This is a genomic window from Streptomyces sp. NPDC006463 (assembly GCF_042870715.1).
Classification (GTDB): Bacteria; Actinomycetota; Actinomycetes; order Streptomycetales; family Streptomycetaceae; genus Streptomyces.
Genome location: NZ_JBIAHP010000024.1, coordinates 40,289 through 62,396, shown reverse-complemented (window position 1 = coordinate 62,396; position 22,108 = coordinate 40,289). Strand labels below are relative to the sequence as shown.

26 protein-coding genes and 3 pseudogenes are annotated in these 22,108 nt (G+C 70.0%); 18 read left to right on the top strand and 11 right to left on the bottom strand.

Annotated features, from left to right (window positions below):
* Nucleotides 1-97: 97 nt before the first annotated feature.
* The 4 genes from ACFYOB_RS33060 to ACFYOB_RS33045 all read left to right on the top strand — a co-directional run bounded on the left by ACFYOB_RS33060 (nucleotide 98) and on the right by ACFYOB_RS33045 (nucleotide 3,056).
* A complete protein-coding gene (locus tag ACFYOB_RS33060; RefSeq protein WP_388566550.1) occupies nucleotides 98-1,099 on the top strand; it encodes a helix-turn-helix domain-containing protein in 1,002 nt (333 codons plus the stop codon).
* A 420-nt stretch (nucleotides 1,100-1,519) separates the two neighbouring features.
* The gene (locus tag ACFYOB_RS33055; RefSeq protein WP_388566347.1) at nucleotides 1,520-1,852 is read left to right on the top strand and encodes a hypothetical protein; all 333 of its coding nucleotides are present in this window, start codon (nucleotides 1,520-1,522) and stop codon (nucleotides 1,850-1,852) included.
* Nucleotides 1,853-1,944: 92 nt separating this feature from the next.
* Nucleotides 1,945-2,118 (top strand): hypothetical protein, encoded by a 174-nt coding sequence (locus tag ACFYOB_RS33050; RefSeq protein ID WP_388566344.1) that lies wholly within the window; start codon nucleotides 1,945-1,947, stop codon nucleotides 2,116-2,118.
* 758 nt (nucleotides 2,119-2,876) lie between these two features.
* Nucleotides 2,877-3,056: a CsbD family protein gene (locus ACFYOB_RS33045; protein ID WP_388566341.1), complete on the top strand. Its 180-nt coding sequence runs from the start codon at nucleotides 2,877-2,879 to the stop codon at nucleotides 3,054-3,056.
* A gap of 87 nt (nucleotides 3,057-3,143) precedes the next feature.
* Here the strand turns inward: ACFYOB_RS33045 and ACFYOB_RS33040 are convergent, their stop codons facing one another.
* Nucleotides 3,144-3,632: a flavin reductase family protein gene (locus ACFYOB_RS33040; RefSeq protein WP_388566339.1), complete on the bottom strand. Its 489-nt coding sequence runs from the start codon at nucleotides 3,630-3,632 to the stop codon at nucleotides 3,144-3,146.
* A 379-nt stretch (nucleotides 3,633-4,011) separates the two neighbouring features.
* Here ACFYOB_RS33040 and ACFYOB_RS33035 point away from each other — a divergent pair, with 379 nt between their 5' ends.
* Nucleotides 4,012-4,377 carry a PRC-barrel domain-containing protein gene (locus tag ACFYOB_RS33035; protein WP_388566336.1) on the top strand — a complete coding sequence of 122 codons (366 nt, stop codon included), beginning with the start codon at nucleotides 4,012-4,014 and terminating at the stop codon, nucleotides 4,375-4,377.
* A gap of 504 nt (nucleotides 4,378-4,881) precedes the next feature.
* Here the strand turns inward: ACFYOB_RS33035 and ACFYOB_RS33030 are convergent.
* A complete protein-coding gene (locus ACFYOB_RS33030; protein ID WP_388566547.1) occupies nucleotides 4,882-5,664 on the bottom strand; it encodes a YhjD/YihY/BrkB family envelope integrity protein in 783 nt (260 codons plus the stop codon).
* A 577-nt stretch (nucleotides 5,665-6,241) separates the two neighbouring features.
* Between ACFYOB_RS33030 and ACFYOB_RS33025 the strand changes: the two genes are divergently transcribed.
* The 4 genes from ACFYOB_RS33025 to ACFYOB_RS33010 all read left to right on the top strand — a co-directional run bounded on the left by ACFYOB_RS33025 (nucleotide 6,242) and on the right by ACFYOB_RS33010 (nucleotide 8,933).
* Nucleotides 6,242-6,928: a HemK2/MTQ2 family protein methyltransferase gene (locus ACFYOB_RS33025; RefSeq protein WP_388566334.1), complete on the top strand. Its 687-nt coding sequence runs from the start codon at nucleotides 6,242-6,244 to the stop codon at nucleotides 6,926-6,928.
* A gap of 31 nt (nucleotides 6,929-6,959) precedes the next feature.
* Complete coding sequence (locus ACFYOB_RS33020; RefSeq protein WP_388566544.1) at nucleotides 6,960-7,181, top strand: CDGSH iron-sulfur domain-containing protein; 222 nt, start codon at nucleotides 6,960-6,962, stop codon at nucleotides 7,179-7,181.
* A complete protein-coding gene (locus ACFYOB_RS33015) occupies nucleotides 7,181-8,215 on the top strand; it encodes an iron-containing redox enzyme family protein (RefSeq protein ID WP_388566331.1) in 1,035 nt (344 codons plus the stop codon). Before ACFYOB_RS33020 ends, ACFYOB_RS33015 begins: the two co-directional genes overlap by 1 nt.
* A gap of 235 nt (nucleotides 8,216-8,450) precedes the next feature.
* Nucleotides 8,451-8,933, top strand: a complete 483-nt coding sequence (locus ACFYOB_RS33010) for an ATP-binding protein (RefSeq protein ID WP_388566328.1) — start codon at nucleotides 8,451-8,453, stop codon at nucleotides 8,931-8,933.
* A 3-nt stretch (nucleotides 8,934-8,936) separates the two neighbouring features.
* Here the strand turns inward: ACFYOB_RS33010 and ACFYOB_RS33005 are convergent, their stop codons facing one another.
* Nucleotides 8,937-9,857 carry a YihY/virulence factor BrkB family protein gene (locus ACFYOB_RS33005; protein WP_388566325.1) on the bottom strand — a complete coding sequence of 307 codons (921 nt, stop codon included), beginning with the start codon at nucleotides 9,855-9,857 and terminating at the stop codon, nucleotides 8,937-8,939.
* Nucleotides 9,858-9,984: 127 nt separating this feature from the next.
* Between ACFYOB_RS33005 and ACFYOB_RS33000 the strand changes: the two genes are divergently transcribed.
* Both ACFYOB_RS33000 and ACFYOB_RS32995 read left to right on the top strand, forming a co-directional pair.
* On the top strand, nucleotides 9,985-10,578 hold the full coding sequence (locus ACFYOB_RS33000; RefSeq protein WP_388566323.1) for a VanZ family protein: 594 nt from the start codon (nucleotides 9,985-9,987) through the stop codon (nucleotides 10,576-10,578).
* Between the two features lie 157 nt (nucleotides 10,579-10,735).
* Entirely contained in the window at nucleotides 10,736-11,815 is a 1,080-nt protein-coding gene (locus ACFYOB_RS32995) for a mechanosensitive ion channel family protein (protein ID WP_388566320.1), read from the top strand.
* A gap of 25 nt (nucleotides 11,816-11,840) precedes the next feature.
* Here the strand turns inward: ACFYOB_RS32995 and ACFYOB_RS32990 are convergent, their stop codons facing one another.
* From ACFYOB_RS32990 to ACFYOB_RS32980, 3 genes are all read right to left on the bottom strand, one after another.
* Nucleotides 11,841-11,963: a hypothetical protein gene (locus ACFYOB_RS32990; RefSeq protein ID WP_388566318.1), complete on the bottom strand. Its 123-nt coding sequence runs from the start codon at nucleotides 11,961-11,963 to the stop codon at nucleotides 11,841-11,843.
* 67 nt (nucleotides 11,964-12,030) lie between these two features.
* On the bottom strand, nucleotides 12,031-12,495 hold the full coding sequence (locus tag ACFYOB_RS32985; protein WP_388566315.1) for an ATP-binding protein: 465 nt from the start codon (nucleotides 12,493-12,495) through the stop codon (nucleotides 12,031-12,033).
* 168 nt (nucleotides 12,496-12,663) lie between these two features.
* The gene (locus ACFYOB_RS32980; RefSeq protein WP_388566313.1) at nucleotides 12,664-12,864 is read right to left on the bottom strand and encodes a hypothetical protein; all 201 of its coding nucleotides are present in this window, start codon (nucleotides 12,862-12,864) and stop codon (nucleotides 12,664-12,666) included.
* Nucleotides 12,865-13,139: 275 nt separating this feature from the next.
* Between ACFYOB_RS32980 and ACFYOB_RS32975 the strand changes: the two genes are divergently transcribed.
* Nucleotides 13,140-13,484 carry an STAS domain-containing protein gene (locus ACFYOB_RS32975; RefSeq protein ID WP_388566310.1) on the top strand — a complete coding sequence of 115 codons (345 nt, stop codon included), beginning with the start codon at nucleotides 13,140-13,142 and terminating at the stop codon, nucleotides 13,482-13,484.
* Between the two features lie 337 nt (nucleotides 13,485-13,821).
* Here ACFYOB_RS32975 and ACFYOB_RS32970 read toward each other — a convergent pair whose 3' ends face one another.
* Complete coding sequence (locus ACFYOB_RS32970) at nucleotides 13,822-14,793, bottom strand: helix-turn-helix transcriptional regulator (protein WP_388566308.1); 972 nt, start codon at nucleotides 14,791-14,793, stop codon at nucleotides 13,822-13,824.
* Between the two features lie 164 nt (nucleotides 14,794-14,957).
* Here ACFYOB_RS32970 and ACFYOB_RS32965 point away from each other — a divergent pair, with 164 nt between their 5' ends.
* Together ACFYOB_RS32965 and ACFYOB_RS32960 are read left to right on the top strand one after the other, a co-directional pair.
* Nucleotides 14,958-15,380, top strand: a complete 423-nt coding sequence (locus tag ACFYOB_RS32965; protein ID WP_388566305.1) for a VOC family protein — start codon at nucleotides 14,958-14,960, stop codon at nucleotides 15,378-15,380.
* A gap of 167 nt (nucleotides 15,381-15,547) precedes the next feature.
* Nucleotides 15,548-16,651 carry a winged helix DNA-binding domain-containing protein gene (locus tag ACFYOB_RS32960; RefSeq protein WP_388566303.1) on the top strand — a complete coding sequence of 368 codons (1,104 nt, stop codon included), beginning with the start codon at nucleotides 15,548-15,550 and terminating at the stop codon, nucleotides 16,649-16,651.
* Nucleotides 16,652-16,747: 96 nt separating this feature from the next.
* On the opposite strand, the gene ACFYOB_RS32955 is transcribed toward ACFYOB_RS32960, so the two are convergent.
* Nucleotides 16,748-17,110 (bottom strand): DoxX family protein, encoded by a 363-nt coding sequence (locus ACFYOB_RS32955; protein ID WP_388566301.1) that lies wholly within the window; start codon nucleotides 17,108-17,110, stop codon nucleotides 16,748-16,750.
* On the bottom strand, nucleotides 17,107-17,613 hold the full coding sequence (locus tag ACFYOB_RS32950; protein ID WP_388566298.1) for a cupin domain-containing protein: 507 nt from the start codon (nucleotides 17,611-17,613) through the stop codon (nucleotides 17,107-17,109). The genes ACFYOB_RS32955 and ACFYOB_RS32950 overlap by 4 nt, the downstream gene beginning before the upstream one ends.
* 80 nt (nucleotides 17,614-17,693) lie before the next feature.
* Between ACFYOB_RS32950 and ACFYOB_RS32945 the strand changes: the two genes are divergently transcribed.
* The 4 genes and pseudogenes from ACFYOB_RS32945 (at nucleotide 17,694) to ACFYOB_RS32930 (ending at nucleotide 20,759) form a co-directional block, all read left to right on the top strand.
* Nucleotides 17,694-18,545: a LysR family transcriptional regulator gene (locus ACFYOB_RS32945; RefSeq protein ID WP_388566296.1), complete on the top strand. Its 852-nt coding sequence runs from the start codon at nucleotides 17,694-17,696 to the stop codon at nucleotides 18,543-18,545.
* Between the two features lie 78 nt (nucleotides 18,546-18,623).
* Nucleotides 18,624-18,764 (top strand): annotated as a pseudogene (locus ACFYOB_RS32940) (DUF1963 domain-containing protein); the annotation flags it as partial.
* 190 nt (nucleotides 18,765-18,954) lie between these two features.
* A complete protein-coding gene (locus ACFYOB_RS32935; RefSeq protein ID WP_388566294.1) occupies nucleotides 18,955-19,491 on the top strand; it encodes a YcxB family protein in 537 nt (178 codons plus the stop codon).
* Nucleotides 19,492-19,740: 249 nt separating this feature from the next.
* A pseudogene (locus ACFYOB_RS32930) lies at nucleotides 19,741-20,759 on the top strand (IS630 family transposase).
* 42 nt (nucleotides 20,760-20,801) lie between these two features.
* On the opposite strand, the gene ACFYOB_RS32925 reads toward ACFYOB_RS32930, so the two are convergent.
* A complete protein-coding gene (locus tag ACFYOB_RS32925) occupies nucleotides 20,802-21,149 on the bottom strand; it encodes an ASCH domain-containing protein (RefSeq protein ID WP_388566292.1) in 348 nt (115 codons plus the stop codon).
* 36 nt (nucleotides 21,150-21,185) lie between these two features.
* Nucleotides 21,186-22,088: pseudogene (locus tag ACFYOB_RS32920) on the bottom strand (IS5 family transposase).
* Nucleotides 22,089-22,108 lie beyond the last annotated feature (20 nt).

Sequence of the window (22,108 nt, the reverse complement as noted above, 5' to 3'; positions counted from 1 at the left end):
TGTGTGGGGCCTCTATGTCCTTCGTCAAGCGTGTGGGCAGCTTCGGCCCGAGGTTCGATCTTCTTCGTGGGCATGAGACTGTCTGGTCGTGCCAGAGATGACGAGTGGGTTGGAGGGGGCCTTGGCTGAGGCGTCGACTCCTTTGTGGACGCAAGGTGTTCGCGCTGGGCGTGATTCTTCTGAAAGGTTCGAATGGTTCTGTGACGCGGTGTCGGATCACGTCATGCCTGTCAGTCTCAGCACCAGGCATCCGGCCGGCTTTCACGCTGACATCGCCGATCTGAATCTCGGTTCCGTGCGATTGTCGGCGCTCACATGCTCCCCAGTGCTGTCGCGCCGCACGTCGGCTCATGTGCGCAAGGGCGATCCCGAGCAGTTTCAGCTGGCGTTGGTCACTCGAGGCGCCTTCCGGATTACCCAGCGGGGCCAGCAGTCGGTTGCCGCAGGGGACCTGGTCCTGACGGACACCTCGCGTCCGAGCGAAGGGGAAAGCACCGACGAGCAGTCCACGGTGGGCATTCTGCAGGTTCCCCGCTCGATCCTGCCGCTGCGGCACGACAAGGTAGGAGGCCTCCTTGGGCAGCGCATCCGCGGCGACAGGGGAACAGGTGCGATCCTCGGCGGCTTTCTGAGCACCCTGCTCGCTCAGGGGCCGAGCTGTCGGCCCGCGGAGCTTGTCAGTATGGGGTCCATTGCCCTCGATCTGGCGACCGCGTGCCTGGCCCAGCAGCTCGGAACCCCCGAGGTGGCGCCGGCCGAGGCCCGCGCCCAGGAAATGTTGCAACGGGTCATTCGTTTCATCGAAAACAACCTGGTCGACCCAGATCTGACGCCCCAAGCGATCGCCGACCGCCACAACATCTCCCTGCGCTCCCTTCACTCCCTTTTCAGCCATCACCCCGTCAGCGTGGCGGCTTACATTCGCCAGGGCCGACTGGAGCGTGCGCGCGCCGACCTTGGATCCCCGGAGTCGAGCAGTCACCCCGTGCAAGCAATTGCCGCCCGCTGGGGCTTCTCCAGTGCCACGGTGTTCAGTCGGACGTTCCGTGACGCATATGGGATGACTCCATCCGAATACCGGGCGGCCGTCCCGCGATGACAGGTTGCACGCAGTCGCTCGGTGTGCGCCCGTCATGGATTCTGACGGCGTCGTCCTGGTTGGCGCGGTCGGGCGGCTGAGGACGCCTGAAGGACTGCGCGAGGCTCTCTGCGTTCCCCGACGAGAACTCCGATCCATGTGGGTGTCGCGGACGCGACAGCCGGGGTCTACTGCCTCGACATGGACTGAGGGATTCGCGGGAAGGGACGTCCAGCTGGGGCTTGGTGTCTGACGGATCGATGTATGTCAGGGATGGGGCCTCGCCCTCGCCGAGATCAACGAGCCCTTTCCCGGCAGAGAAGGTTGACGGGGGACAGCAACTCGCCCCGGCACGCGTTATCGGCCCGTAGCCGGGTACCTGCGCAGCAGCACACCGGTCAGGCAGCCATCGCCGGCGGAATCGAAGGAAAGGGCACCCCGATGACGATCACGCAGTCACACGGCATCAAGTCCGTCCCCACCCCGGCGGAACTCGGCCGACAGGTGGCTCACGCCCGGGAGGAGTTCGGACGGACGGTCGAGGCGCTGGTCTCCAGGACCGCCGCCGTCAAGGAACAGGTCCGCGAGACGGCTTCCCGCGCCGGACGGCTCGCCGCGGACATGGACCTCGACTCCGTGCGAGGAAAGGCCGGTCGGGCCGTTACCACGGCACGGGCCAACCGCACCCCGCTGATCGCGGCCACGGGCGTACTGGCCGCTGCCCTGCTCGTCCGGCGAACCCGCCGGGCGAGGCGACCCCAGCGTCGGCGGTGAAGGCGGACAAGGCGCCCGGTCGCGACAGCTGACCACAGGGCATGGCCGCTCTCCGGACAAGGAGCGCCACGCCCGGCGCGACCCTTTGGGGCGTGACGGTCATCGCCGACCGGCTGATCCCCTCCCTGCGCTACGGGGACGAGCGGACGCAGGTGGCGATCGCGAGCGTATGGGCATCTCCGGTGGCAGGTGTTCCGCCTGCTGAGCCGGACGACACGATTCCGCGCGACGGCCTGCTGGCGGACGTCGGCGCCGCCCCGGAGTGACGTACGTGGGTCGCGCGCGGGACGTTCCTGCCGAACCTGTTGCCGTCCACCGGATTCCAGCCGCAGTTCGGGCCCAGACGTTCCGCGATGAGCAGCCCGTGCCCTCCGGCCAGTGGACCAGGGAGGTGGACCCGCCCCGTGTGCAGGCGGCGTTGGCGACGACTTCGGAGACCAGGAGCAGGGAGCCGCCGGTGACCTCCGTCCCGGGGGTGCCCTCGTCCAAGGGGCCCGGGTATGAGCGCCACCCCGTGACCGCATCGGCGGCGGCGCACAGCACAAGGCGGTGGGTCAGCTCCAGTGGCTGCCAACGTCCATGTCCGCTCCGTCGGATGACGGATGACCGGATGACGGATGACCTGCCGAGGTGTACCGCCCCCTACCCCCGCCGCCTGGCGTGTGGGCCGTTTGCCGCGGCACGGGCCGGGCAGACGCCGGAAATGCCGGAACGCAGAGAGCCGAAGCAAAGGAACTCCGTGAACCACATGGACTCGATCACCGAACCGCAACCCGAACGCCCCGGGCCCATTCCGGGGAGGCCGGATCCGGTGCCCCGCGATCCGGTACCCCCGAGTCCCGGCCCCAAGCCGCGCGACCCCCGTCCGGCCCCCGTCCGGCCCGCCCCCGGCGAGCCGCCCGCGGTGCCGGAACCGCCCGACTGAACGAGTGAACCCGGTGTGCATCGCGGTCCGGCACGAATTGCGGTGTGGCTGCCACCGAAGGAGGGTGGGCAGCACCCCGTCCAGGAAAGGAACCCCGTCATGAGCAAGGCAAAGGGCAAGGCCAAGCAGGTCAAGGGCAAGGTCAAGGAGAGCGTCGGCGACGCCATGGACGACCAGCGCATGCAGGCCGAGGGCAGCGCCGAGCAGATGAGCGGCAAGGCCGAGGAGATGACCTCGAAGGCCTCGGACAAGATCAAGCGGTCCACCGGCAGGTCCTGACCTGCCGCCCGACCTGACCCACGCGGTGCCCCGCCGGGCAGTGGCCCGGCGGGGCACTCGTGCACGGGCGGGCGGCCGCGCCGCGGTTCAGGCGGAGTGCCCCGGTGAGAGGTCGTTGACGTCGCTGAAGAGCAGCAGAGCCGGCCGCGAGGGACCGGGAGGGCCTTCTTCGACGGGCGCGAGCAGGAATCCGACGTGGTCTCCGCCGTCGACCTGTGACTCGATCCGGCCGAGGAACCAGGCACAGGCGTCTTCCAGGACCGGCGCGTTCCCGTGGGCCGGCCGTCGCCAGGTGACGTGCTCGAACTTGTCGATGTCGTCGCCGGTCCGGCTTCCGAAGAGTTCCGCCGTCCGCTTCTGATCGTTCCGTAGCGCGTGCACCGCGAGGTGGGAAGCGTTCCGTGCGATCCGGTACGTGTGGTTGGCCTTGGAGAGCCACACCATGAAGCGGGGCGGATCGATCGAGCACTGGGAGGCGAAGCCAACCAGACAACCGGCCTGCTCGTCCCCGGCCGCCGCCGTCACCACGTACACCGGATAGTCGAGTGCGCGGGTGAACGCATCCAGCTTTCCCACGATCAGGCCCCTGCCTCTACAGCGCTCCGGTGCACCACAACACGGCGTGCGGGCCACGCTATCCCGCGCAGTGGCTGCCGGGCCGGTGCGACCCGGCCGTCGTCCCTTCCGGCCGATCCACGGTTCGTACCCAGGATGGAGGACCTGTGCCGCCGGATGGCGCAGTGTGGAGGCGGACCGTGAGGGCGCCCTCGGGACAGACACCGAGAACGTGCGCACAGTCGTACGGGGCGGGGACAACGCCCCGGCGAATGAAGCGCCGAGGGTGGGGCAGGCGAGTTCGGGCGGGGCACGAATGCCACCGCGCACGACTTCAGAAGGGGAGCGACGGCAAGGAAGTCGTCGCCGTCCCCCCGTCCATTCGGAGGAGTTGTTTCGCGTGACTGAGCATGTGTGGAGTTACAAGTCGACCGCCGGCCACCTGGCCGGTTCCGATCTGACCGGCTACAAGGTCGAGGCGACCGACGGCAGCATCGGCAAGGTCGACAAGCACTCCTACGAGGCCGGTGACGCCTACCTGGTCGTCGACACCGGTGTGTGGATCTTCGGCAAGGAGGTGCTGCTCCCGGCGAGCACCGTGATCCGGATCGACGCGGACGAGGAGACGGTCTACGTCGACGGCACCAAGGAGCAGATCAAGAACGCCCCGGAGTTCCACCGTGACAAGCACCTCGGTGACGTCGGCTACCGCGAGGAGCTCGGCGCGTACTACTCGGCCGGCGGCTACGGCCGCCGCCCTGTCTGACCCGGCATGGGGATTGGGCCCGAACTTGAGGAGTTCGGGCCCAATCCCATGTCCGTTCGGCCCGGTCCGGTGTGCAGGCGGCTGTTGGGGCCGCTGTGGTCGCCGGCGCTGCCGTTGTTGAACCAGTGGTCACCGGCAGCCAGACAGCGGAAGGAGTGGGTGCCGGGCTGCCAGTCGTTGAAGCTGAACTCGCCTACGACGTGTAGGTCTCCGGGCGGGAGTCGGCCGACAGGCCGGTCGGGGTAGTCCTCCGGCGGCTGCCAGGAGTTCTGCCGGGCCTGCGCCTGAGGCCCCCGGTCGGCCGGCTGCGCCCCGGGGTCCCTGCGCCGGGCGGCGCGTAGGAGTCCCGTACCAGAACGAGGCGATCAGAAGTCCGGCCGCGATCACGCCGGGCACGATCAAAAAGAGCGACGAGAAACCGGTAGCCGCGCGGGTCATCGGGGTGATCACGCGTGGCGCCTACCCGATATCGGAGAGCTCACCGGCCGGGCCGCGCAGGAGCTGTCATTGGCCGGGGTCCGACGGGAACGTCCGGCGCAACAGCTCGTCGTGGAGCAGCCGGCCGACCAGTGCGCCCCCGAATACGACGACGCCGATACCGACGAGCCAGGTCTGTATGACGAGGACGGTTCCGAACGGGCCGTAGGTGACGGCATTGGACGCGATCAGCGGGGAGAAGACGAGCCGGGAGAAGATCCGCATCCCGAGCAGTCCGATCATGGTGGCCACCGCCCCGGGAAGGAGTGCGGTCCACGGGACCCGGCCGCCGAGCAGCAGCCGCTGGGACCACCAGAAGAAGAGGGTTCCGATTACCACCGTCACGAAGCCGCGGGCCGGGGACTCGCGCCACGGCGGCGTGATCACAGAGAGGTAGAGGACACCGACCAGCACCCCGAGCCACAGTACGTGACGCCATCTGGCCCACCAGCGGGCCGGAGGCAGATCCCAGACCCTTTCGTATCCGTTCTGCATCACGATGCCGAAGGACAGGCCGAACACGGCGAGCAGCGCGAGGCCGAAAGCCGTTGTGGTCCGCCATGCCTCGCCGGGCAGGGCGAAGAGCTGCTCGATCTCCGCCCGGGCAGCCGGCGACACGCCGAGCCCGTCTCCCAGCCATTGCGCGAAACCCTGCCCACCGCGGGTATCCGCCGCGGACACGACGATCAGGAGGGGGACCAGGGTCAGGAATCCGAGCGCGGCGAACCCCAGAGAACGCTGCCACAGATCCAGGTCGCGGACATGGCCCCAGCGACGTCCGGCCCGCGCACGACGGATCGCGCTGCGTATCCGCCCGAGGGGTGACGTGACGAGCATGGCCGCTCCAGCTGCTGCTCCCACGGTAGGACCCTTGTGTCCGGGAATCCACCGTGTCGAACCCCTGCCCTTGCGGCGGGCGGGTCAGAGGCGTTTGCTGTCAGCCCTGCACCAGGTCCGGGCCGACGCGGCTCGACACTCGTACAGGTCCCGCCAGGCGCGCGCGTCGGCCGCCGCGAAATCCGCCGGTCCGGCCGGGGTCTCCTGCACCCGGCGCTCCAGCACCGCGCCTCGGCCGTCCCTCAGCGGGTATGCCGGTACGGACTCGAACGCGATGTGGAAGTGAGGCCATCTGTCCGGGTCAGGGCGGCGCTCCTGAGCCGTGCTTGCAGAGATGGTGTGGCGGGGCTGTGGCAGCCGGGACGCTCGCCGCCTCAGCCGAGGACCCGTAGAACCCGCTGGGCGACACCAAGATCAGAGGGCATTTCCGTCTGTTCCTCCGAAGATCGACGGAATTCCGGATGGGGCGCTTCGGGCGGGGCAGCCGCACGGTGGCGTCAATTTCCGCGGCCCGCCTCGAACGGGCTGCATTCGATACCGGAGGTGTGTGGTGTCCAATACGGCTCTGACCCCGGGCACGCTGCCTGTCGGCCTGATCGCGCTGCCAGGCGTCTACCGGCCTCAGGCCGATACCCGCTTCCTCGCCGAGGCGCTGGCCCATGAGGACGTCGGCCTCCGGACGGACGTGCTGGAGATAGGCACGGGCACCGGCGCGCTGGCCCTGCAGGCCGCGGGCAGGGGAGCCCGGGTCACGGCGGTCGACATCTCCTGGCCCGCTGTGGCCACGGCACGGCTGAACGCGCTGCGTCAGCGACTGCCCCTGCGCGTCCTGCACGGGGACTTCGTCGCACGCACCGCCGGGCGCCGCTTCGACCTGGTCGTCGCCAACCCGCCGTACGTCCCGGCCCCGGGGGCCCGGCTGCCGTGGCACGGACCGGAGCAGGCCTGGGACGGCGGTCCCGACGGGCGCGGTGTCATCGACCGGATCTGCACGAGTGCCCAGGCCCTGCTGAGTTCCGGCGGAGTCCTGCTCATGGTGCATTCGGGAATGTGCGGGCCCGAGAAGACCGTGGACCGGCTGACCGGGGCGGGCCTGGCCGCAGGGGTCACGGCGAGGACTTCCGTGCCGTGGGGCCCGGTCCTGCGTTCGCGACGGGCCTGGCTGCAGCGTCAGGGCCTGGCGGCCGAAGCCGAGGAGCGGGACGAGCTGGTGATCATCCGTGCCCAGTCCCTCTGATTCCTCCGGCACTGCCCGGTCCCGGGCTTCCCTGCGGGCAGACGCCCGCCGGGTGTCCGTGGACCCGCAGGGCCCGGTCCTGGTCGAGGGCCCGGTCGAGATCGTCCTGGAGGACGGGACGGTCACCCGGTCCGACCGCTTCATGGTCGCGGTGTGCACATGCCGCCGCAGCCGTACCTACCCCTGGTGCGACACCAGCCACCGCCGTCGTGAGCGAGCCGACTCGCCGCCCGCCGAGGACAGGAACCCGTGATGCCCGCTCCGAGCCCGCGCCCGACCACGGCGACGCCGACTCCCGGCCCCGGCCTGGTCGAGGGGCGCGGCGAGCTGTCCTGCGCCGTGACGGAGGCTCTGCGATCCGGCTGCCCGCCGGTGTACGCCACCGGGGCCGTGCTGAAGGCTGACCCGTGGGGTGAGGACCTCCAGCTCGCGCTGTACCTCCTGTACGAACTGCACTACCGCGGCTTCGACGGCGTGGACGACGAGCGCGAATGGGACCCGGAACTGCTGCGGTTGCGCCAGTCGCTGGAGACCCGCTTCTTGCACGCCCTGCGCACCGAACTGCCCGACGCCTCCCGAACAGTCGAGGAGGCCTTCGCCCCGCTCCTCGTCGAGCCCGTCGACCTCTCCGGCAGCCTCAGCCACCACCTGGAAACCGAGGGCCGGCGCTGGCAATTGCGCGAGTACGCGGCCCTTCGCTCCCTCTATCACCTCAAGGAGGCGGACCCGCACGCCTGGGTCATCCCCCGGCTCACAGGGCGGGCCAAGGCAGCCATGGTCGCCATCGAGTACGACGAGTTCGGCGCCGGCCGCGCCGAGCGCATCCACGCGCGGCTCTTCGCGGACCTCATGGCCGACTTGGACCTGGATCCCGCCTACGGCCGCTACCTGGACCATGCGCCGGCGCCCCTGCTCGCGACCGTGAACCTGATGTCCCTGTTCGGGCTCCACCGCGCCATGCGCGGCGCTCTCGTCGGCCACTTCGCGTGCGTCGAGGTCACCTCGTCGCCCGGGTCCAGGCGCCTGGTCAAGGCCATGCGGCGCTGCGGAGCGGGACCTGCCGCCGAGCACTTCTACGCCGAGCACGTCGAGGCCGACGCCGTGCATGAACAGGTCGTACGCCATGAGGTCATCGGAGGCCTGCTGGCCGACGAGCCCGACCTGGAGTCGGACATCGCGTTCGGGTGCGCGGCGACCGTCCGGCTGGAGGACCGCCTCGCGGTCCACCTCCGCGAAGCCTGGGACCAGGGGCGCAGCGCGCTGCGAGCGCCCCTGCCGGAGGCGTGAGCCCGGTGTCCGAGGCCGACGCGCTGGTATCGCGGCTGATGCAGGGCAGGGCCGCGCAGGACGCCAAGGAACGCGGGGGCCCCGGTACGCCGATGGCGGTGCTCACGTGTCCGGGCGATCAGGACGGGCATACGCGTGACGGGGACGGTCGCAGGACGGCCGTCCGGGCGGTTCGCAGGCGGAGCCGCCCGCCTCCATCCAACACAGCAGCGTCAACGGTCGGGGTGAGGCGGCAGTGAACACGACGGGAGCAGCCACCGGCGATCCTCGGCATGCGCGAGCGCCGACCACGGGACAGTGCCGCCGACTCGCCCTGCGCAGTGTCCGGGGCGCCGTCGCCAAGGGCCGTGACTTCACTCGCCAGACCCTGCGGGACTGGGGGTGGGACCGCCCCGAGAGCACCGAGGACGCCCTGCTCGTCGTCTCCGAACTGGTGACCAATGCGGCCGTGCACGCGAGTGGCTGCCACGAGCTCGTACTGACCGCCGGTGAGGTCCTGCGCATCGATGTGCTCGACGGCGCGAGGACCCTGCCACGCTCCCGAGCCGTGCCCCGGCCGGGCGTCCCCGGCGGCCGCGGCCTGCACATCGTGCAGCGTCTGTCCGACCGGTGGGGCTCCTACGCCCTCGCCACCGGCAAGGTCGTCTGGGCGGAGATCGAGGCCTCCCGGCTGGCCACCGGGCGTCCGGGCCCGAAGCCCCGGCCCCCCGTCCGCTGAGACTCAGGCCCGCGGCCGGGTATCCGGCTCCCGTGCCCGTTCGGCGTTGAACCGGGCACCGGTGAGCAGGGCCAGGTTGGCAAGCCATAGCCAGACGACGAAGACCACGATGCCGGCCAGCGAGCCGTAGAGCCGGCCGTACGTGTCCAGCTCCGTGTACAGCGTGAAGAGTCCCGAGGCGGCCATCCAGAGCAGGGCCGCGAGTACGCCGCCGGGCAGCCCGCGGCGGGTGCCCCGGCTCTGGGCCGGGCCGGTACGGAACAGGACCAGCACCAGAAGGGTGACGACCACCAGCAGCACGGGCCAGCGCAACAGCATGATGCCGTCCGGGCTGCCCCCACCGGCGGCCCGTGCGAGCCATCGGGCCAGCGGCCCGGACACGACCAGTCCCACGGCGCCGACGAGGAGCAGGATCAGCAGCAGCACGGCGTTGACGACCAGCGCGTGGGCCGCACGAAGCGGAGGTCGCACATCGGGCACCCGGTGCATCGTGTGCAGGGCGCGGCGGAACACCGCCAGATAACTGCACGCCGACCACAGCGCGCTCAGTACACCGCTGATCAGCAGTGCCCACATCGATGAATGCTCCGCCGCGAGGCCGCCGAGCGCCTCGCGCAGTACTTGCGCCGACTGGGGCGGTGCGTACGAGGTGAGCTCGGTGATCAGTCGGTCCCTCGTCCCCCCGCCCAGCAGCCCCACGAGGGAGACCGCGATGACGAGCGCGGGCAGGAGCGCCAGCACGGCGTAATAGGTGAGGGCGGCCGCGTGGTCGGCGAGGTTGTCGGTCCAGACGTGGACGGCCGTACGGCGCAGCTCGGCCCGTGTGCGCGCCACGAGGGCGGCGGCGGACGGACTGCCTCGACGTGATGCTGTGCGGGAGATGTCGGTCACGCCGTGCACGTGCCCGGCACGGCCCGTGCGCATGCGCCCGCGGACCCGGGTACCGACGCCCGCACGGCCGGACCCCTCCGTGGCGGACCGTCAGCGGTCCACGCGTACGGGTCCGTCCACCGGCCGCGTACGGGGCCCTCCACCGGGTACACGCGCCCGCATGACGTGGAGGTACGCGCGGCGCGGTGAGCGGGCGGAGGAAGTCGCCATCCCGACGGTCGGGAGGCGACGCCGTCCGGCGCATCCGGCCGTCCGGGCACTGGCCATGGTGGCCGCCTTCGTCGGCACCGTCATGTTCAGCGTGGTCCTGGCCCGGACGACGCTGGAACCGTCCGCCGCCTCGGCGGCCCTCGTGCACAGCAATGTCCGACCCGGCCGTTCGATCAGCGCCTACCTGAACGGGACGTCGACGACCGAAGCGGTGCGCCAGCTGGGCGGGAACCTGCTGCTGGGCCTGCCGTTCGGCGTGCTCCTGCCCGTCCTGCTGCCCCCGGCCCGCGGGCTGCTGAGGGTCGCCGCCGTGACGGTCTGTCTGATGACGCTGGTGGAGCTCACCCAGGGCGCCCTCGTCACGGGCCGTGTCTTCGACATCGACGACGTCATCCTCAACACGGCCGGAGCGCTCCTCGGTTACCTGCTGGCCGGCCGGCGGCTGGGGAGGGCCGTGCACCCGCGCCGCAGGCACTGGTGGCACCGCTGGACCCGCCGCCGCCCGCCCGGGCGCCCTGCGGCACCGACGCCTCGTGACTCGTGAGTACCGCACGCCCCAGCGGTGACAGCGGTGGCTGCCATGCCCTCGCCGACCTGCTGCTGCGCACACCGCGGCCCCGCGGTGTCCGCGCCCTCGTGTCAGCTCGCTCCCGCGGGGCAGGCGCGTGCAGGTCCATGCCGCCTACATCCGCCGAGGAGATATGAACAGCGCTCTTCTCTTGCCGACCGTCCTCGCGGGCTCGGTCCTGGTCACCGTCGTGGCCGGACGGGCCGTCGACCTGCTGTTGCGCCGAGTCGACGCACGGCATCCCGAAACGCCCCTGTGGAACCTGCTGCGGCGCTGCCGCCGCGTCCTGCAGATCGTGCTGCTCGCCGCGCTGCTGAAAGGCGCCTGCCAGCAGATCGCATGGCCGCCGCTGCGTGACAACGCGGCCATCGTGGGCCGGATACTCTCGCTCGCCCTGATCGGTGCGGGAGCCTGGCTGATCGTGGCGGTGGTCTCCGCCGTCGTCGAGTCGGGGTACGCCCGCTACGCCACCGGTACCCGCGACCCGGCCCGGGTGCGCCGGGTCCGCACCCAGGTGACGCTGATCATGCGGGTCGTGACGGTCGTCGTGGCCGTCGTCGCAGCCGCCGCGATGCTCCTCGTCTTCCCGAGCTTCCGCGCGCTCGGCACCTCCCTGCTCGCCTCCGCCGGGATCATCGGCATCGTGGCCGGTGTGGCGGCCCAGTCCACCCTCGGAAACCTCTTCGCCGGTTTCCAGATCGCCTTCGGTGACATGGTGCGCATCGGCGACACGGTCGTGGTCGCAGGCGAGTGGGGGGTGGTCGAGGACATCACCCTCACCTTCCTCGCCGTGCGCACCTGGGACGAACGCCGGATCACCATGCCCGTCTCGTACTTCACCACCCGCCCGTTCGAGAACTGGTCCCGCGGCGGCGTCCAGATGACCGGGACCGTCTTCCTCCACTGCGCCCACAGCACGCCCGTCGACCTCATGCGCGACAAGGTCCACGAGATCCTGCACGCCTGCCCGGAGTGGGACGGCCGCGGGTGGGACCTCGCCGTCACGGAGACGACGCCCTCCACCATGGTGGTGCGGGCCATCGTCACGGCCAAGGACGCCGACGACCTGTGGACGGTGCGCTGTGCCGTACGGGAGCAGCTGATCGGCTGGCTCGTGGAGAAGCACCCGGAGGCCCTGCCGCGCATCCTCTTGGACCCGGCATCGGGAGCGGAGAACGCCAACGCCGCGGCCGAGCGCCCGACTCAGCCGTAGGCGACCGACACCTCGTCGAAGCCCGCTATCCGTGCCGGGCGAGGGTGCGTACGAGGACGATCAGTGCGAAGGCGATGACGAGCAGGTGCACCCAGGCGGGGCCGGGGGCCGGGGCCAGGGACAGAGCGGTGAGCTGATGTGAGTCCATGATGCGCGCATGCCCGTTGGAGCCGGATTGACGCCCTCTGTCCGGGGATGGCGGGCCGGGCGACCGGTCACCGGCCCGTGGGCCGGCCGGACACCAGCCGGGAGGCCTCGATCTCGGCCCAGACGGCCTTCCCGTGTTCCAGAGCGTGCGCGCCCCAGCGATCGGACAGACGCTCCACGATGTGGAGACCGTGGCCGCCCGGGATGCCGCGCTGCGGGGCCGGGCGGCGGTGGGGCAGCGTCGTCGTGCCGTCGCACACCTCGATGCGCAGGCAATCCCCGGCCGTGAGGACGAGTTCGTGACAACCGTCCGCGTGCAGTGACGCGTTGGTCAGCAGCTCGGAGACGAGGAGCAGGCTGTCCTCGGCGGTCTCGGTCCCGTCCCAGCCCCAGTCCCGCAGAGCCTGACGCGTGAAGTCGCGGCCCTTGGCCACAGGGCCTCGGACGCCCGTCAGGGCGAGTCGCCGGCGCTGTCCCCCGAGGGGAAGGCCGACCCGCACGGGACCGCCCGTTTCCGGACCGATGGTCTCCACTGTGGTCTCTCACCCCCACGTTGACTGGTCTCTGCTCGTCTCTGCTCCCGGCACTTGGCCGTGACAGTTTAGGGGACCGCCGGTCTCAGGGCGTTGCGCTGTGAGGCCGCAGCGTGATGAAGCCGCTCTCCGTGGTGCGGACCCCGACCAGATCGCAGAGCTGGTGGATCATCCACAGACCACGGCGCCCCGGGCCGATGCCAGGGAAGGGCGGCGGCGCCTCGCCAGGGGGTCGGCCAGGACGAGGTCGCCACGCCGTGCCGGGGTCAGGGCCGTGGTGCGCGCCCAGCCTTCGGCATGCTCGCGCACCTCGGCCGGCCCTCCGTGGGAGTACTCGAGCCGGGACACCTCGCTGACGTATTCGGGCATGGGGAGATCGCAGTCCGCGCAAACCCCTGCCGGGCCTGTCGCGGTGGCCGAGCGAGACATGGTGGCCGCTCCCTCCCGATTGGCTGACCGCGAAGCCGGGCGCTTCTGCCCCGGCTTCGCGGTCCTACACGCTTTCGTGGTCCCGGTCTGCCCTTCGGGCCGTGCCGTGCGACCGAAGGGGGCGGCGCCGCGCCCGGGGGGCGCCCGCGCCGGCGGGACGAGCAGGCATACTCCCTTGAAGAGGACGTACAGGTGGCGAATCCGGGGAGGTGGACATGACCGGAGCAAAGGACGCACACCAGCACGGCGTGGTCGGGGACGGCTACCCGGCGGGCGCAGGATGGGTGGTGCCGGCACAGGGGGAGCTCGACCAGGACACGCTGGCCCCTCTCGAGGAAGCTCTGACCTCCGCCGCCGACCGGCATCCGCTGGTGGTTCTGGACGCCGGCTGCATCACCTTCGGAGACTCCTCCTTCCTGAACCTGCTTCTGCGCCTGCACCACCTCACCGACCTGCGTGTCGCCGCCCCCTGCCAGCAGTTGCGACGGCTCTTCGCCGTGACCGGTGCCGACACGGTCCTCTCCTTGCACGCGAATGTCGAAGACGCCCTCGGGGCGTGAACTCGCGCGGGGCGAACGTGCCCAGCCCACTGCCTTGACCGCCATGGCCCTCACCTCCTTTCTGCCGGTGTGCCGTGCGTTCGGTCAGTACGCGCGTGGCCTCCCGGCCATGTCCCTTCCCCTGAGCTGCGGATGAGCCGGACCGAGGTGTGATTGACCGTGGCCTGTCGGCTCCTCGGCGGCGTTAGCCTTTGCCGGACCCGTCGAGAGTGAGGTTGGCGGATGGCCGAGCGGACGGGCACGGATTCACCGAGCGGGGTTCCACTGGTGCCGGGCGAGGGCGAGGGCGAGGGCGGTCCCACGTACTAGCAGTCCCGAACGGCCCGGCAGGTAGCCGTCAGCGCGCGGCGTTGGCGTATCGGACAGCAAGGTCCGCGAATGCGGTGGTCAGTTGCGGAGGGCCGATGACTTCGATGTCGGTGTCGAAGCGGCCGATCGTGGCGGCCAGGCCGGTCCATGACCAGGAGCCGAGGGTGAGTCGACAGCGGTCGGGGCCGAGTTCTTCGACGAGTCCGTCCCGGGCGAAAGAGGCGACTTCGCCGGCCGGGAGGTTGAGGACGACTTCGCCTTGGCAGGGCCAATCGGTGGTGGTGCCGTCGTTGCCGCGGAAGCGACTGGTGAGGAAGGCGGAGACGCTGCCGCCGGGGAGAGGGCGTGGGATGAACCGGGGTCCGGTCGGTGTGCGGGGGAGGACGCGGTCGACGCGGAAGGTCCGCCAGTCCTCACGGTCGAGGTCCCAGGCAACCAGGTACCAGCGGCCCTGCCAGGTGACGAGGTGGTGCGGTTGTACCCGGCGGGGCCGCTCCGCCGGCGCTCCTCGACCCTGGGCATGGTCGAAGCGGAGTTCCTCACGAGCGTGGATGGCTCTGCTCAGGTCCATGACGACCTGGGCATCGATCTGGGCCGCGCCGCGGCTTTCGGGTGGCTGGACGGCTGTGATGCGCAGCAGGTCCATGCGGTGACGCAGGCGGGGTGGCATGACCTGGCGGATGGTGGACAGGGCGCGCGCAGCATCGTCGGCGACCGTCGTGCCGGTGGTGGTTGCGGACTGCAGAGCTACGGCGAGGGCGACGGCCTGGCCGTCGTCGAACAACAGCGGAGGCATCTGCGTGCCGGCGTCGAGCCTGTAACCCCCGGCGGGCCCTTTGAAGGCCACGACCGGATAGCCGAGTTCGCGCAGGCGGTCGATGTCGCGGCGGACCGTACGCGTGGTGATGCCGAGCCGTTCGGCCAGATCCTCGCCGGACCAGTCGCGTCGCGTCTGGAGCAGTGAGAGCAGGGCGAGCAGTCGCGAGGACGTCTTCTGCATGTCTCACATTGTGGCGCAGTAGAGGACAGTCCCTGTCCTCTACCCGTGGAAAGTTGTTTTCCGAGCCACCGAGTAGGCATTGCGCCTCAGGCACGGTCGCCGAGCCGTGGGCTCGGCCGGTGCAGCGGGGCTCATTCGTCGAATCGAAGGCAAGGAGCAAGGCCATGTCCGTCACGACCACCACCCACCTGAACTTCCGGGGCGCCGCGCGTGAGGCGCTGGATTTCTACCAGTCCGTATTCGGCGGACGCGCGGTCGCCGTCACCTACAAGGACGCCGGCAACATACAGAACGAGAACGAGGCGGAATGGGTGATGTGGGGTGAGGTGGTCGGGGACGACGGCTTCCACGTCATGGCCTACGACGTGCCCTCGCAGCTGCCCTGGAGCCAGGGCGAGAACCCGTTCTTCGTCTCAGTGCGCGGCGACGACGCCGACGAGATCAGCGGCCTGTGGCACAAGCTCACCGAGGGCGCGACGGTCGTGCGGTCGCTCGAACCCGCGCAGTGGGCGCCGCTGTACGGCATGCTCACCGACCGGTTCGGCGTGACCTGGGTCCTGGACGTCGCCGTCCCGTACAACGGCTGATCCAGCCGACTGGCACCGGACCGTCCGGGCCGCCGCAACCGCGCGGCGGCCCGGACGGGCACGCGGCGAACCCGTAGACGAAAGGAAAGGAAAGCCAGGATGTCCCTCACGCTCACGGGCCTGCGCCGACGCCCGACCCGACGAACCGACCACAGCATGAGCACCCCGTGACCGTCCTCGACGCGCGAGCTCTCAACCGCGCGACCCTCGCCCGCCAGCACCTGCTGGAGCGAACGGACACATCGGTGCGCGATGCGGTCGCGCACTTGTGCGGCCTGCAGGCACAACAACCGCAGGAGCCGTTCGTCGGCCTCTGGTCCCGACTGCACGCCTTTCAACCCGAGGAACTCGATGACGCGCTGACCGGCCGCACGGTGGTCCGCACCCACCTGATGCGCCGCACCATCCACCTCGTCACCGCCGATGACGCGCTGGCCTGGCGGGCCCGCCACGACGCCATGCTGCGTCAGCGGGTGCTGGCCACCTACCGACGCGAACTCGCCGGCATCGACCTGGACGAGGTCGCCGCCGCCGGCCGCGCGGTCATGTCCGACCACCAGCCCCGCACCATGGCCGAACTCGTCCAACCCCTCCAAGGCCCCTGGCCCGGCCCGCCGCGCCGCGTCCTGGGCGAACTCCTCGTCGCAGCCCTCATCCCCATGGCCCAGCTCCCGCCGCGCGGCCTGTGGCACAAGACGGCCGGCGTACGCAATCTGCCCCTGGCCACCTGGCTCGGACGGGACATCGACCCACTTCCTGCCGATGGCAGCGATCAGGTCGGGCAACGGCTGGTGCGCCGCTACCTCGCCGCCCACGGGCCCGCGGCCACCGCGGACCTCCGTGCCTGGTGCGGCCTCGCCGGACTTCCCTCAGCCGTCAAAGCCGTCCGCGAACAGCTCGTCACCTTCCGCGACGCACGTGGCCGCGAACTCCTCGACCTGCCCGACGCACCCCGCCCGCACCCGGACACACCCGCCCCCGTTCGGTTCCTGCCGGCCTTCGACAACGCGATCCTCGGCTACCACGACCGCAACCGCCTCATCGACGACGCCCACCTCGGCCTGTCCGTCGCAGGTCACCGCGCGGTCCTCGTCGACGGACGAGTCGCCGCGACCTGGACTGTGCGCGACCAACACCTCCACATCACCCCACTGCGACCCCTCGTCGCCTCGGAGCGGGAAGCCGTCCACGCCGAGGCCCAAGACCTGGCCGCCTTCCTGGACCAAGGCATGGACCACGCCCCGATCACAGTCGCCGGAGCCGACAACTGACGGCACATGCGCCGTCTCGGCGCCCCCACGCGCCTTGCCGCGCAGCACCGAACCGAAGCGACTCTGTGGAGGTCGGCGGACAACTGCTGGATGGCGTCACAACCGTGCCGCCGCCGGCCAGATGGTTACGCCCGCAATGAGGAGGAGCGTGATGTTGAGGGCGATCCGGCGGTCACCGCGGCTCAGGTGAACCCTGGTCGCACCGATCTGCAGGACCGCGAACCCGATGGCCGCAGCAAGGGCCAGCCACGGCGCGACGCCGGTCAGCGGCGGGAGGACCAGGCCGATCGCGCCGAGCACTTCGATCAGCCCGATGGCCCTGACGGCCGGCATCGGCGTGCTGTCCACCCAGGCCATCATCGGTCGGAGCTGCTCACGGCCCTGCACCACCTTCAGCCCGCCCGCGTAGAGGTAGAAGAGGGCCAGCAGGCCGGCGCCGATCCAGTATGCGACGTTCACGATTCCCGTCCCAGGTGGCGCGTGGCGGGCTCGGTGGCGTAGCGGCGCATCGTTCGGATGCTCGCTTGCGGGGTCATCGCCTGGCCGCCGGCGATCATGTCCTGCAGGTCCCGGAAGTACTGCACGTACAGGTCCGGTGTGAACGTGCTGAGCATGACGGCCGGTTGGCCGGTCGTGTTGGCGAAGGTGTGAGGGGCTCCGGGCGGGACCATCAGGAACGTGCCCGGCGTCGCCTCGTAATCGTTCTCCCCGACGGTGAACCGCACCGTGCCGGAGATGATGTAGAAGCCCTCGTCGTGCCGGGCGTGACGGTGCTGCGGCGGTCCGGGCGTGTGCGGCGCGAGGACGGACTCGGCGAGCCCGAGCCGGTGGCCGGTATTGCTGCCGTCTTCGAGGATGCGCATTCGCGTGGTGCCCAGGAGGATCGTCTCACCTTCGCCCGGACCCACCACGGACACGGAGGGGGCTGCGATCGGCTCACTGGCCGTTGGTTCGTCAGTCATGCTGCGATTTCACGGCCTGGGCGCCGCGACTGTCCAAGACCCGTTCCACGACCTCGATACCCCCTGGGTATCGTTGCACCATGGAGCTACGCACGCTGCGCTACTTCGTGGCGGTCGCCGAGGAACTCCACTTCGGCCGGGCCGCCGCCCGGATGCACATGAGTCAGCCGCCCCTGAGCCGGGCGATCAAGGGGCTGGAAAAAGAGGTCGGCGCCACGCTGTTCGACCGATCGTCCGCCGGTGTCACGCTCACTGTGGTGGGGGCGGTGCTGCTCGACGAGGCGCGCGCCCTTCTCGACCAGGCCGATCGGGTAAGCGAACGCGTGGCCGCGGCGGCCGGCGCCGCTACCATCACCGTCGGCATCCTGGGCGACAGCACGGACCCAGGCATAACGCGGTTGGCCGGCGCCTACCGCCGACGCCACCCGCACGTCGAGGTCCGCATCCGGGAGTCCGACCTGACAGATCCCACCTGCGGGCTGAGCGCCGGACTGGTCGACGTCGCCCTGACCCGTGGGCCGTTCGACGGCACCGGCCTCACCGTGCACGAACTGCGTGCCGACCCGGTGGGCGCACTGCTGCGCACCGACGATCCGCTGGCCGGTCGTGACACCCTGAAGCTGTCCGACCTGGCCGACCGCCGCTGGTTCGTCTTCCCGAAGGGCACCGACTCCGCCTGGCAGTCGTACTGGAACGGAGGAGAAGCTCGTGAGGGTCCGGTGGTGCGCGCCGTCGTCGAATGCCGGCAGGCCGTCCTCTGGAACGGCACGGTCGGCATGACTCTCCTGGACCACGAGCCGCCCGAAGGGCTCACCGTGCTGCCCCTGACCGACATGCCACCGAGCCACGTCGTGGCGGCATGGAACGAGGCTGACACGAATCCACTGATCCGCTCGTTCGTCCAGCTCGCGACCGCCGCCTACCACGACTGAGCGCCCCACCGACCAGCCGGCACGGTTCGCGCACTGGCCGGTTCGTGGCTGTCGTACCCCGCTCCTAGAGTTCGGTGCATGCCCCGTCATACCCCAGCCCGCCCGGTGGACGTGGAGAAGCTCTTCCCCGAGCTGATCCCCTTCCGCCGTGAATCCGTCCGCCTGCACCCGCGCGCGGGCTCCCCCTCCTGCCACGACAGTTCCGTCGGAGGACCGCTCCCCGGCGAGTAGGGGAGGCGGCGGTGCGCTTCTGCTCCGCGATCCGCTGCCGGTCCTGGTTCAGCGCGTCTTCTCGGGCGTCAGGGGAGACCACCTCGCCGTGGGTGATGGTGCTGCCATTTCGGTGACCGGGGCCAGGCAGTACCGGATGGCGGAGCGGGTCGAGCGCGTACCTGTAGGCTCCGCGCTCGTGGACGACATACGACAGGCAACCATCACCTTCAGCGGAATCCTGACGCGGGAGGAATTCGACGAGGCAGTTGCAGCCACCGGGTGGTTCCGGCGCCTGCGGTGGCTCATCGTGGTGGCCGCGGTCCTGATGGCGGCGCTGAGCCTGAGGCCCTCCGCTCACGGCGGCCCGGTCAACGCCGGCCTGCTGACACTCGCTCTGGTCTACGGTGCGCTCGGCACGTTCCTGCCCCCGCTGCTCGCCAGCCGCGCGTTCCGCGCCGACCAGGCCACGGGAGAGAAGCAGGCCGTCATTGACGACGCCGGCTTCGTCGTCTCCCGTGGCGGCGAGGAATTCATGCGGATGCCGTGGCGCACCATTCACCGCTCCTACGAGACGGAGCGGGTCTACGTCGTGACCGGCCGCCTCGGCTGGAAGGCCGGCCTGCTGATCGTGCCCAAGCGGCTGCTCACCGGGCCCGGCGAGACCGAGCTGATGGGCGTACTGCTGGAGACCCGGGTCGGCGGCTCCAAGACCCGCCGGACACAAGGCCGCTAGATGATTGATCCTCCGGCCCGGCACTGACAGCGGCCGGAGTCTGCTTGTGGACGTGGAGGCAGCCTCTGTTGGGGCCTGGTCACCAGCTGGCGGAACTCTTTTCTCGGCCCGCTGGTTCGCGACGCTCGCCCTGAGCTTGACCACGGTTGCCCGCAACTGCTTCTCCGACTCCGGGACCTGCTGTGTTTCGTTGCGTACGAGCACATCGTTCGGCGGGGCAGCACGAGCTCGGTGCGGTTCCGGCGGGCGATGATGCTGCTGGCCTCGGCCGGCGGGAACTCGGTCCCGGTGATCGCACGGTTGGTCCAGGCAGACGAGGACACCGTCCGCGATGTGATTCACCGCTTCAACGAGATCGGTCTCGCATGCCTCAACCCTCGGTGGGCGGGAGGTCGTCCCCGCCTTCTCAACCGTGACGACGAGGACTTCGTCGTCCAGACGGCCACCACCCGCCCGACCGTGTTGGGCAAGCCCTTCACCCGCTGGTCAATCCGCAAACTCGCTGATCACCTGCGGCGCAACATCTCCCGGCCCGTCCGGATCGGCCGGGAGGCCCTGCGCTGCCTCCTGGCCCGCCGCGGGGTCTCCTTCCAGCGCACGAAGACCTGGAAGGAGTCCCGGATCCGGATCCGCCGTTCGATGCCAAGCTGGCCCGGATCGAGTACGCGGTCAGCGAGCGTCCGGACCGCACGTTCGCCTTCGACGAGTTCGGGCCGCTGGGTATCCGCCCCACCGCCGGCTCCTGCTGGCAGAAACAGGGCCGGCCCGACCGGCTGCCGGCCACCTACCGCCGCACCCACGGAATCACCTACTTCCACGGCTGCTACTCGGTCGGCGACGACAAGCTGTGAGGTGTCAACCGGCGCCGCAAGGGCATCGACCGCACCTGGGCCGCCCTCCGGTCGATCCGAGCTGCCCGTCCGGACGGCGCCCCAGTCTAGGTGATCCTCGACAACCTCTCCGCCCACCTGAACTGGAGAATCCGCAGGTGGGCCGTGAAGAACAAGGTCGAGCTGTGCTTCACACCCACCTACGCGTCCTGGGCCAACCCCATCGAGGCCCACTTCGGACCGCTGCGGCAGTTCACCCTGGCCAACTCGAACCATCCCAACCACACCGCCCAGACTCGGGTCCTGCACGCCTACCTGAGCCGGCGCAACAACAATGCCCGCCACCCCGACGTCCTGGCCGCCCAGCGCCGTGAACGTGCCCGCATCCGCAGTGAACGTCAGCAGCGCTGGGGCCGGCCACGTCCCGAAGCGGCGTGATCACGCGGGGAGGCACTCCAGTCGATGCCTGAGGTCACTCACTCATTTCGCCAACCGGAAGTGCACGATGGCGATGGTGTCGGTCGGCTCGATCTGGGGGTAGTGAAACCGCAGTCTGTCGTGAAGCTCGGCGAGATCACGGAAGCCGTCCGCTCGGGCGTCCGACTCGCTCAGCTGGGCAATCGTCTTAGCAGTGACCTGCGTGACGACACCCGGTAGTGCCACCTCGTCGTCCAACTCGAACACCAGGCTCACCGGGCCCGTCTCCACCGGGTCACGGAAACGTACCGTGGTCGTCTTCTGTTCGGCGCGTACTGCATCGAGATAGTCAGGATGGAAGTACAGGGTCTGAGTCGTCGTTGAGTGCTGCCATGAAGTGCTGTCGTCCATTCGGCGCACCCTAACGGAACGAGCAAACCCTCCGTGTCATAAAATCCGGTGGATGCCCCGGGCCCCGGGCCGGTGAGCGTTTCCGGTCACAGCGTTAGGACCTGTCCGGGCGATCACGTGCGGGAGCCAGATGACGAGACCTGCGGCGGTTGCGGTGCAGAGGTAGACGTAGCCGCGTTTGTCGTAGCGAGTGGCAACGGCTCGGGCGTTCTTGAGTTGGTTGATGGCTCGTTCGACGGTGTTGCGTTTCTTGTACCGCTCTCCCTCGAAGCCAGGCGGCCGTCCGCCGCGTGAGCCTCTGCGGAGGCGGGCGGCCTGGCTGTCGGTCTTCTCCGGGATGGTGTTCCGGATGCCGCGTTTTTCGCAGGTAGGCCTTGTCCTCCGCAAGGTTGTCGGGCTTCCTGCGGGGCCTGCCCGCCCCGAGTTTCGGGACGCGGATCTTATCCAGCACGGCCTGGAACTGGGTGCAGTCTGCCCGCTGCCCTGGTGTGACGATCAGTGTCAGCGGGCGGCATCGGCCGTCCGCGCTCAGGCGAAGCTTGGTGGTGAACCCGCCGCGCGAGCGGCCCAGAGCCTCACCTGCCGAGCCACCTCCACCAGGAGGGCATGCCGACGCTGCCCGGTGGTTTCGCCCTGATGTTCTTGCGGTTCGACCCCCGTTGGCGTGACGGCTGGCGGCGGGTCGGTGCGGGCGCCGGCCGCGTGCTGATGCGCTCGCGCGATGGTGTAGTCCACCGAGATGTCCCAGTCGATCTAGACCGTCTTGCATGGCCCGAACCGTTTGGGCAGGTCACGCCACTGCACCCCGGTCCGCACCCCGTGAAGAATCCCGTTGATCACCTGCCGGTGATCACGCCACCAGCCGCAACGCCCATTACTGACTGGCAGGAACCGCCGCAGCCGTTCCCACTCTGCATCACTCAGTCCGCCCCGCCCCATGTCCAGCTGAAATGATGCGT

Excerpts from the sequence above, each read along its gene's own strand:
- ACFYOB_RS32990 (WP_388566318.1), bottom strand. The coding sequence starts at position 11,963 with ATGGACTCACATCAGCTCACCGCTCTGTCCCTGGCCCCGGCCCCCGGC.
- ACFYOB_RS32980 (WP_388566313.1), bottom strand. The coding sequence starts at position 12,864 with ATGCCCGAATACGTCAGCGAGGTGTCCCGGCTCGAGTACTCCCACGGA.
- ACFYOB_RS32995 (WP_388566320.1), top strand. The coding sequence starts at position 10,736 with ATGAACAGCGCTCTTCTCTTGCCGACCGTCCTCGCGGGCTCGGTCCTG.
- ACFYOB_RS32925 (WP_388566292.1), bottom strand. The coding sequence starts at position 21,149 with ATGGACGACAGCACTTCATGGCAGCACTCAACGACGACTCAGACCCTG.
- ACFYOB_RS32970 (WP_388566308.1), bottom strand. The coding sequence starts at position 14,793 with ATGCAGAAGACGTCCTCGCGACTGCTCGCCCTGCTCTCACTGCTCCAG.
- ACFYOB_RS33000 (WP_388566323.1), top strand. The coding sequence starts at position 9,985 with ATGACGTGGAGGTACGCGCGGCGCGGTGAGCGGGCGGAGGAAGTCGCC.
- ACFYOB_RS33015 (WP_388566331.1), top strand. The coding sequence starts at position 7,181 with ATGCCCGCTCCGAGCCCGCGCCCGACCACGGCGACGCCGACTCCCGGC.
- ACFYOB_RS32965 (WP_388566305.1), top strand. The coding sequence starts at position 14,958 with ATGTCCGTCACGACCACCACCCACCTGAACTTCCGGGGCGCCGCGCGT.
- ACFYOB_RS33005 (WP_388566325.1), bottom strand. The coding sequence starts at position 9,857 with ATGCGCACGGGCCGTGCCGGGCACGTGCACGGCGTGACCGACATCTCC.
- ACFYOB_RS32950 (WP_388566298.1), bottom strand. The coding sequence starts at position 17,613 with ATGACTGACGAACCAACGGCCAGTGAGCCGATCGCAGCCCCCTCCGTG.
- ACFYOB_RS32945 (WP_388566296.1), top strand. The coding sequence starts at position 17,694 with ATGGAGCTACGCACGCTGCGCTACTTCGTGGCGGTCGCCGAGGAACTC.
- ACFYOB_RS33045 (WP_388566341.1), top strand. The coding sequence starts at position 2,877 with ATGAGCAAGGCAAAGGGCAAGGCCAAGCAGGTCAAGGGCAAGGTCAAG.
- ACFYOB_RS33060 (WP_388566550.1), top strand. The coding sequence starts at position 98 with ATGACGAGTGGGTTGGAGGGGGCCTTGGCTGAGGCGTCGACTCCTTTG.
- ACFYOB_RS32975 (WP_388566310.1), top strand. The coding sequence starts at position 13,140 with ATGACCGGAGCAAAGGACGCACACCAGCACGGCGTGGTCGGGGACGGC.
- ACFYOB_RS33055 (WP_388566347.1), top strand. The coding sequence starts at position 1,520 with ATGACGATCACGCAGTCACACGGCATCAAGTCCGTCCCCACCCCGGCG.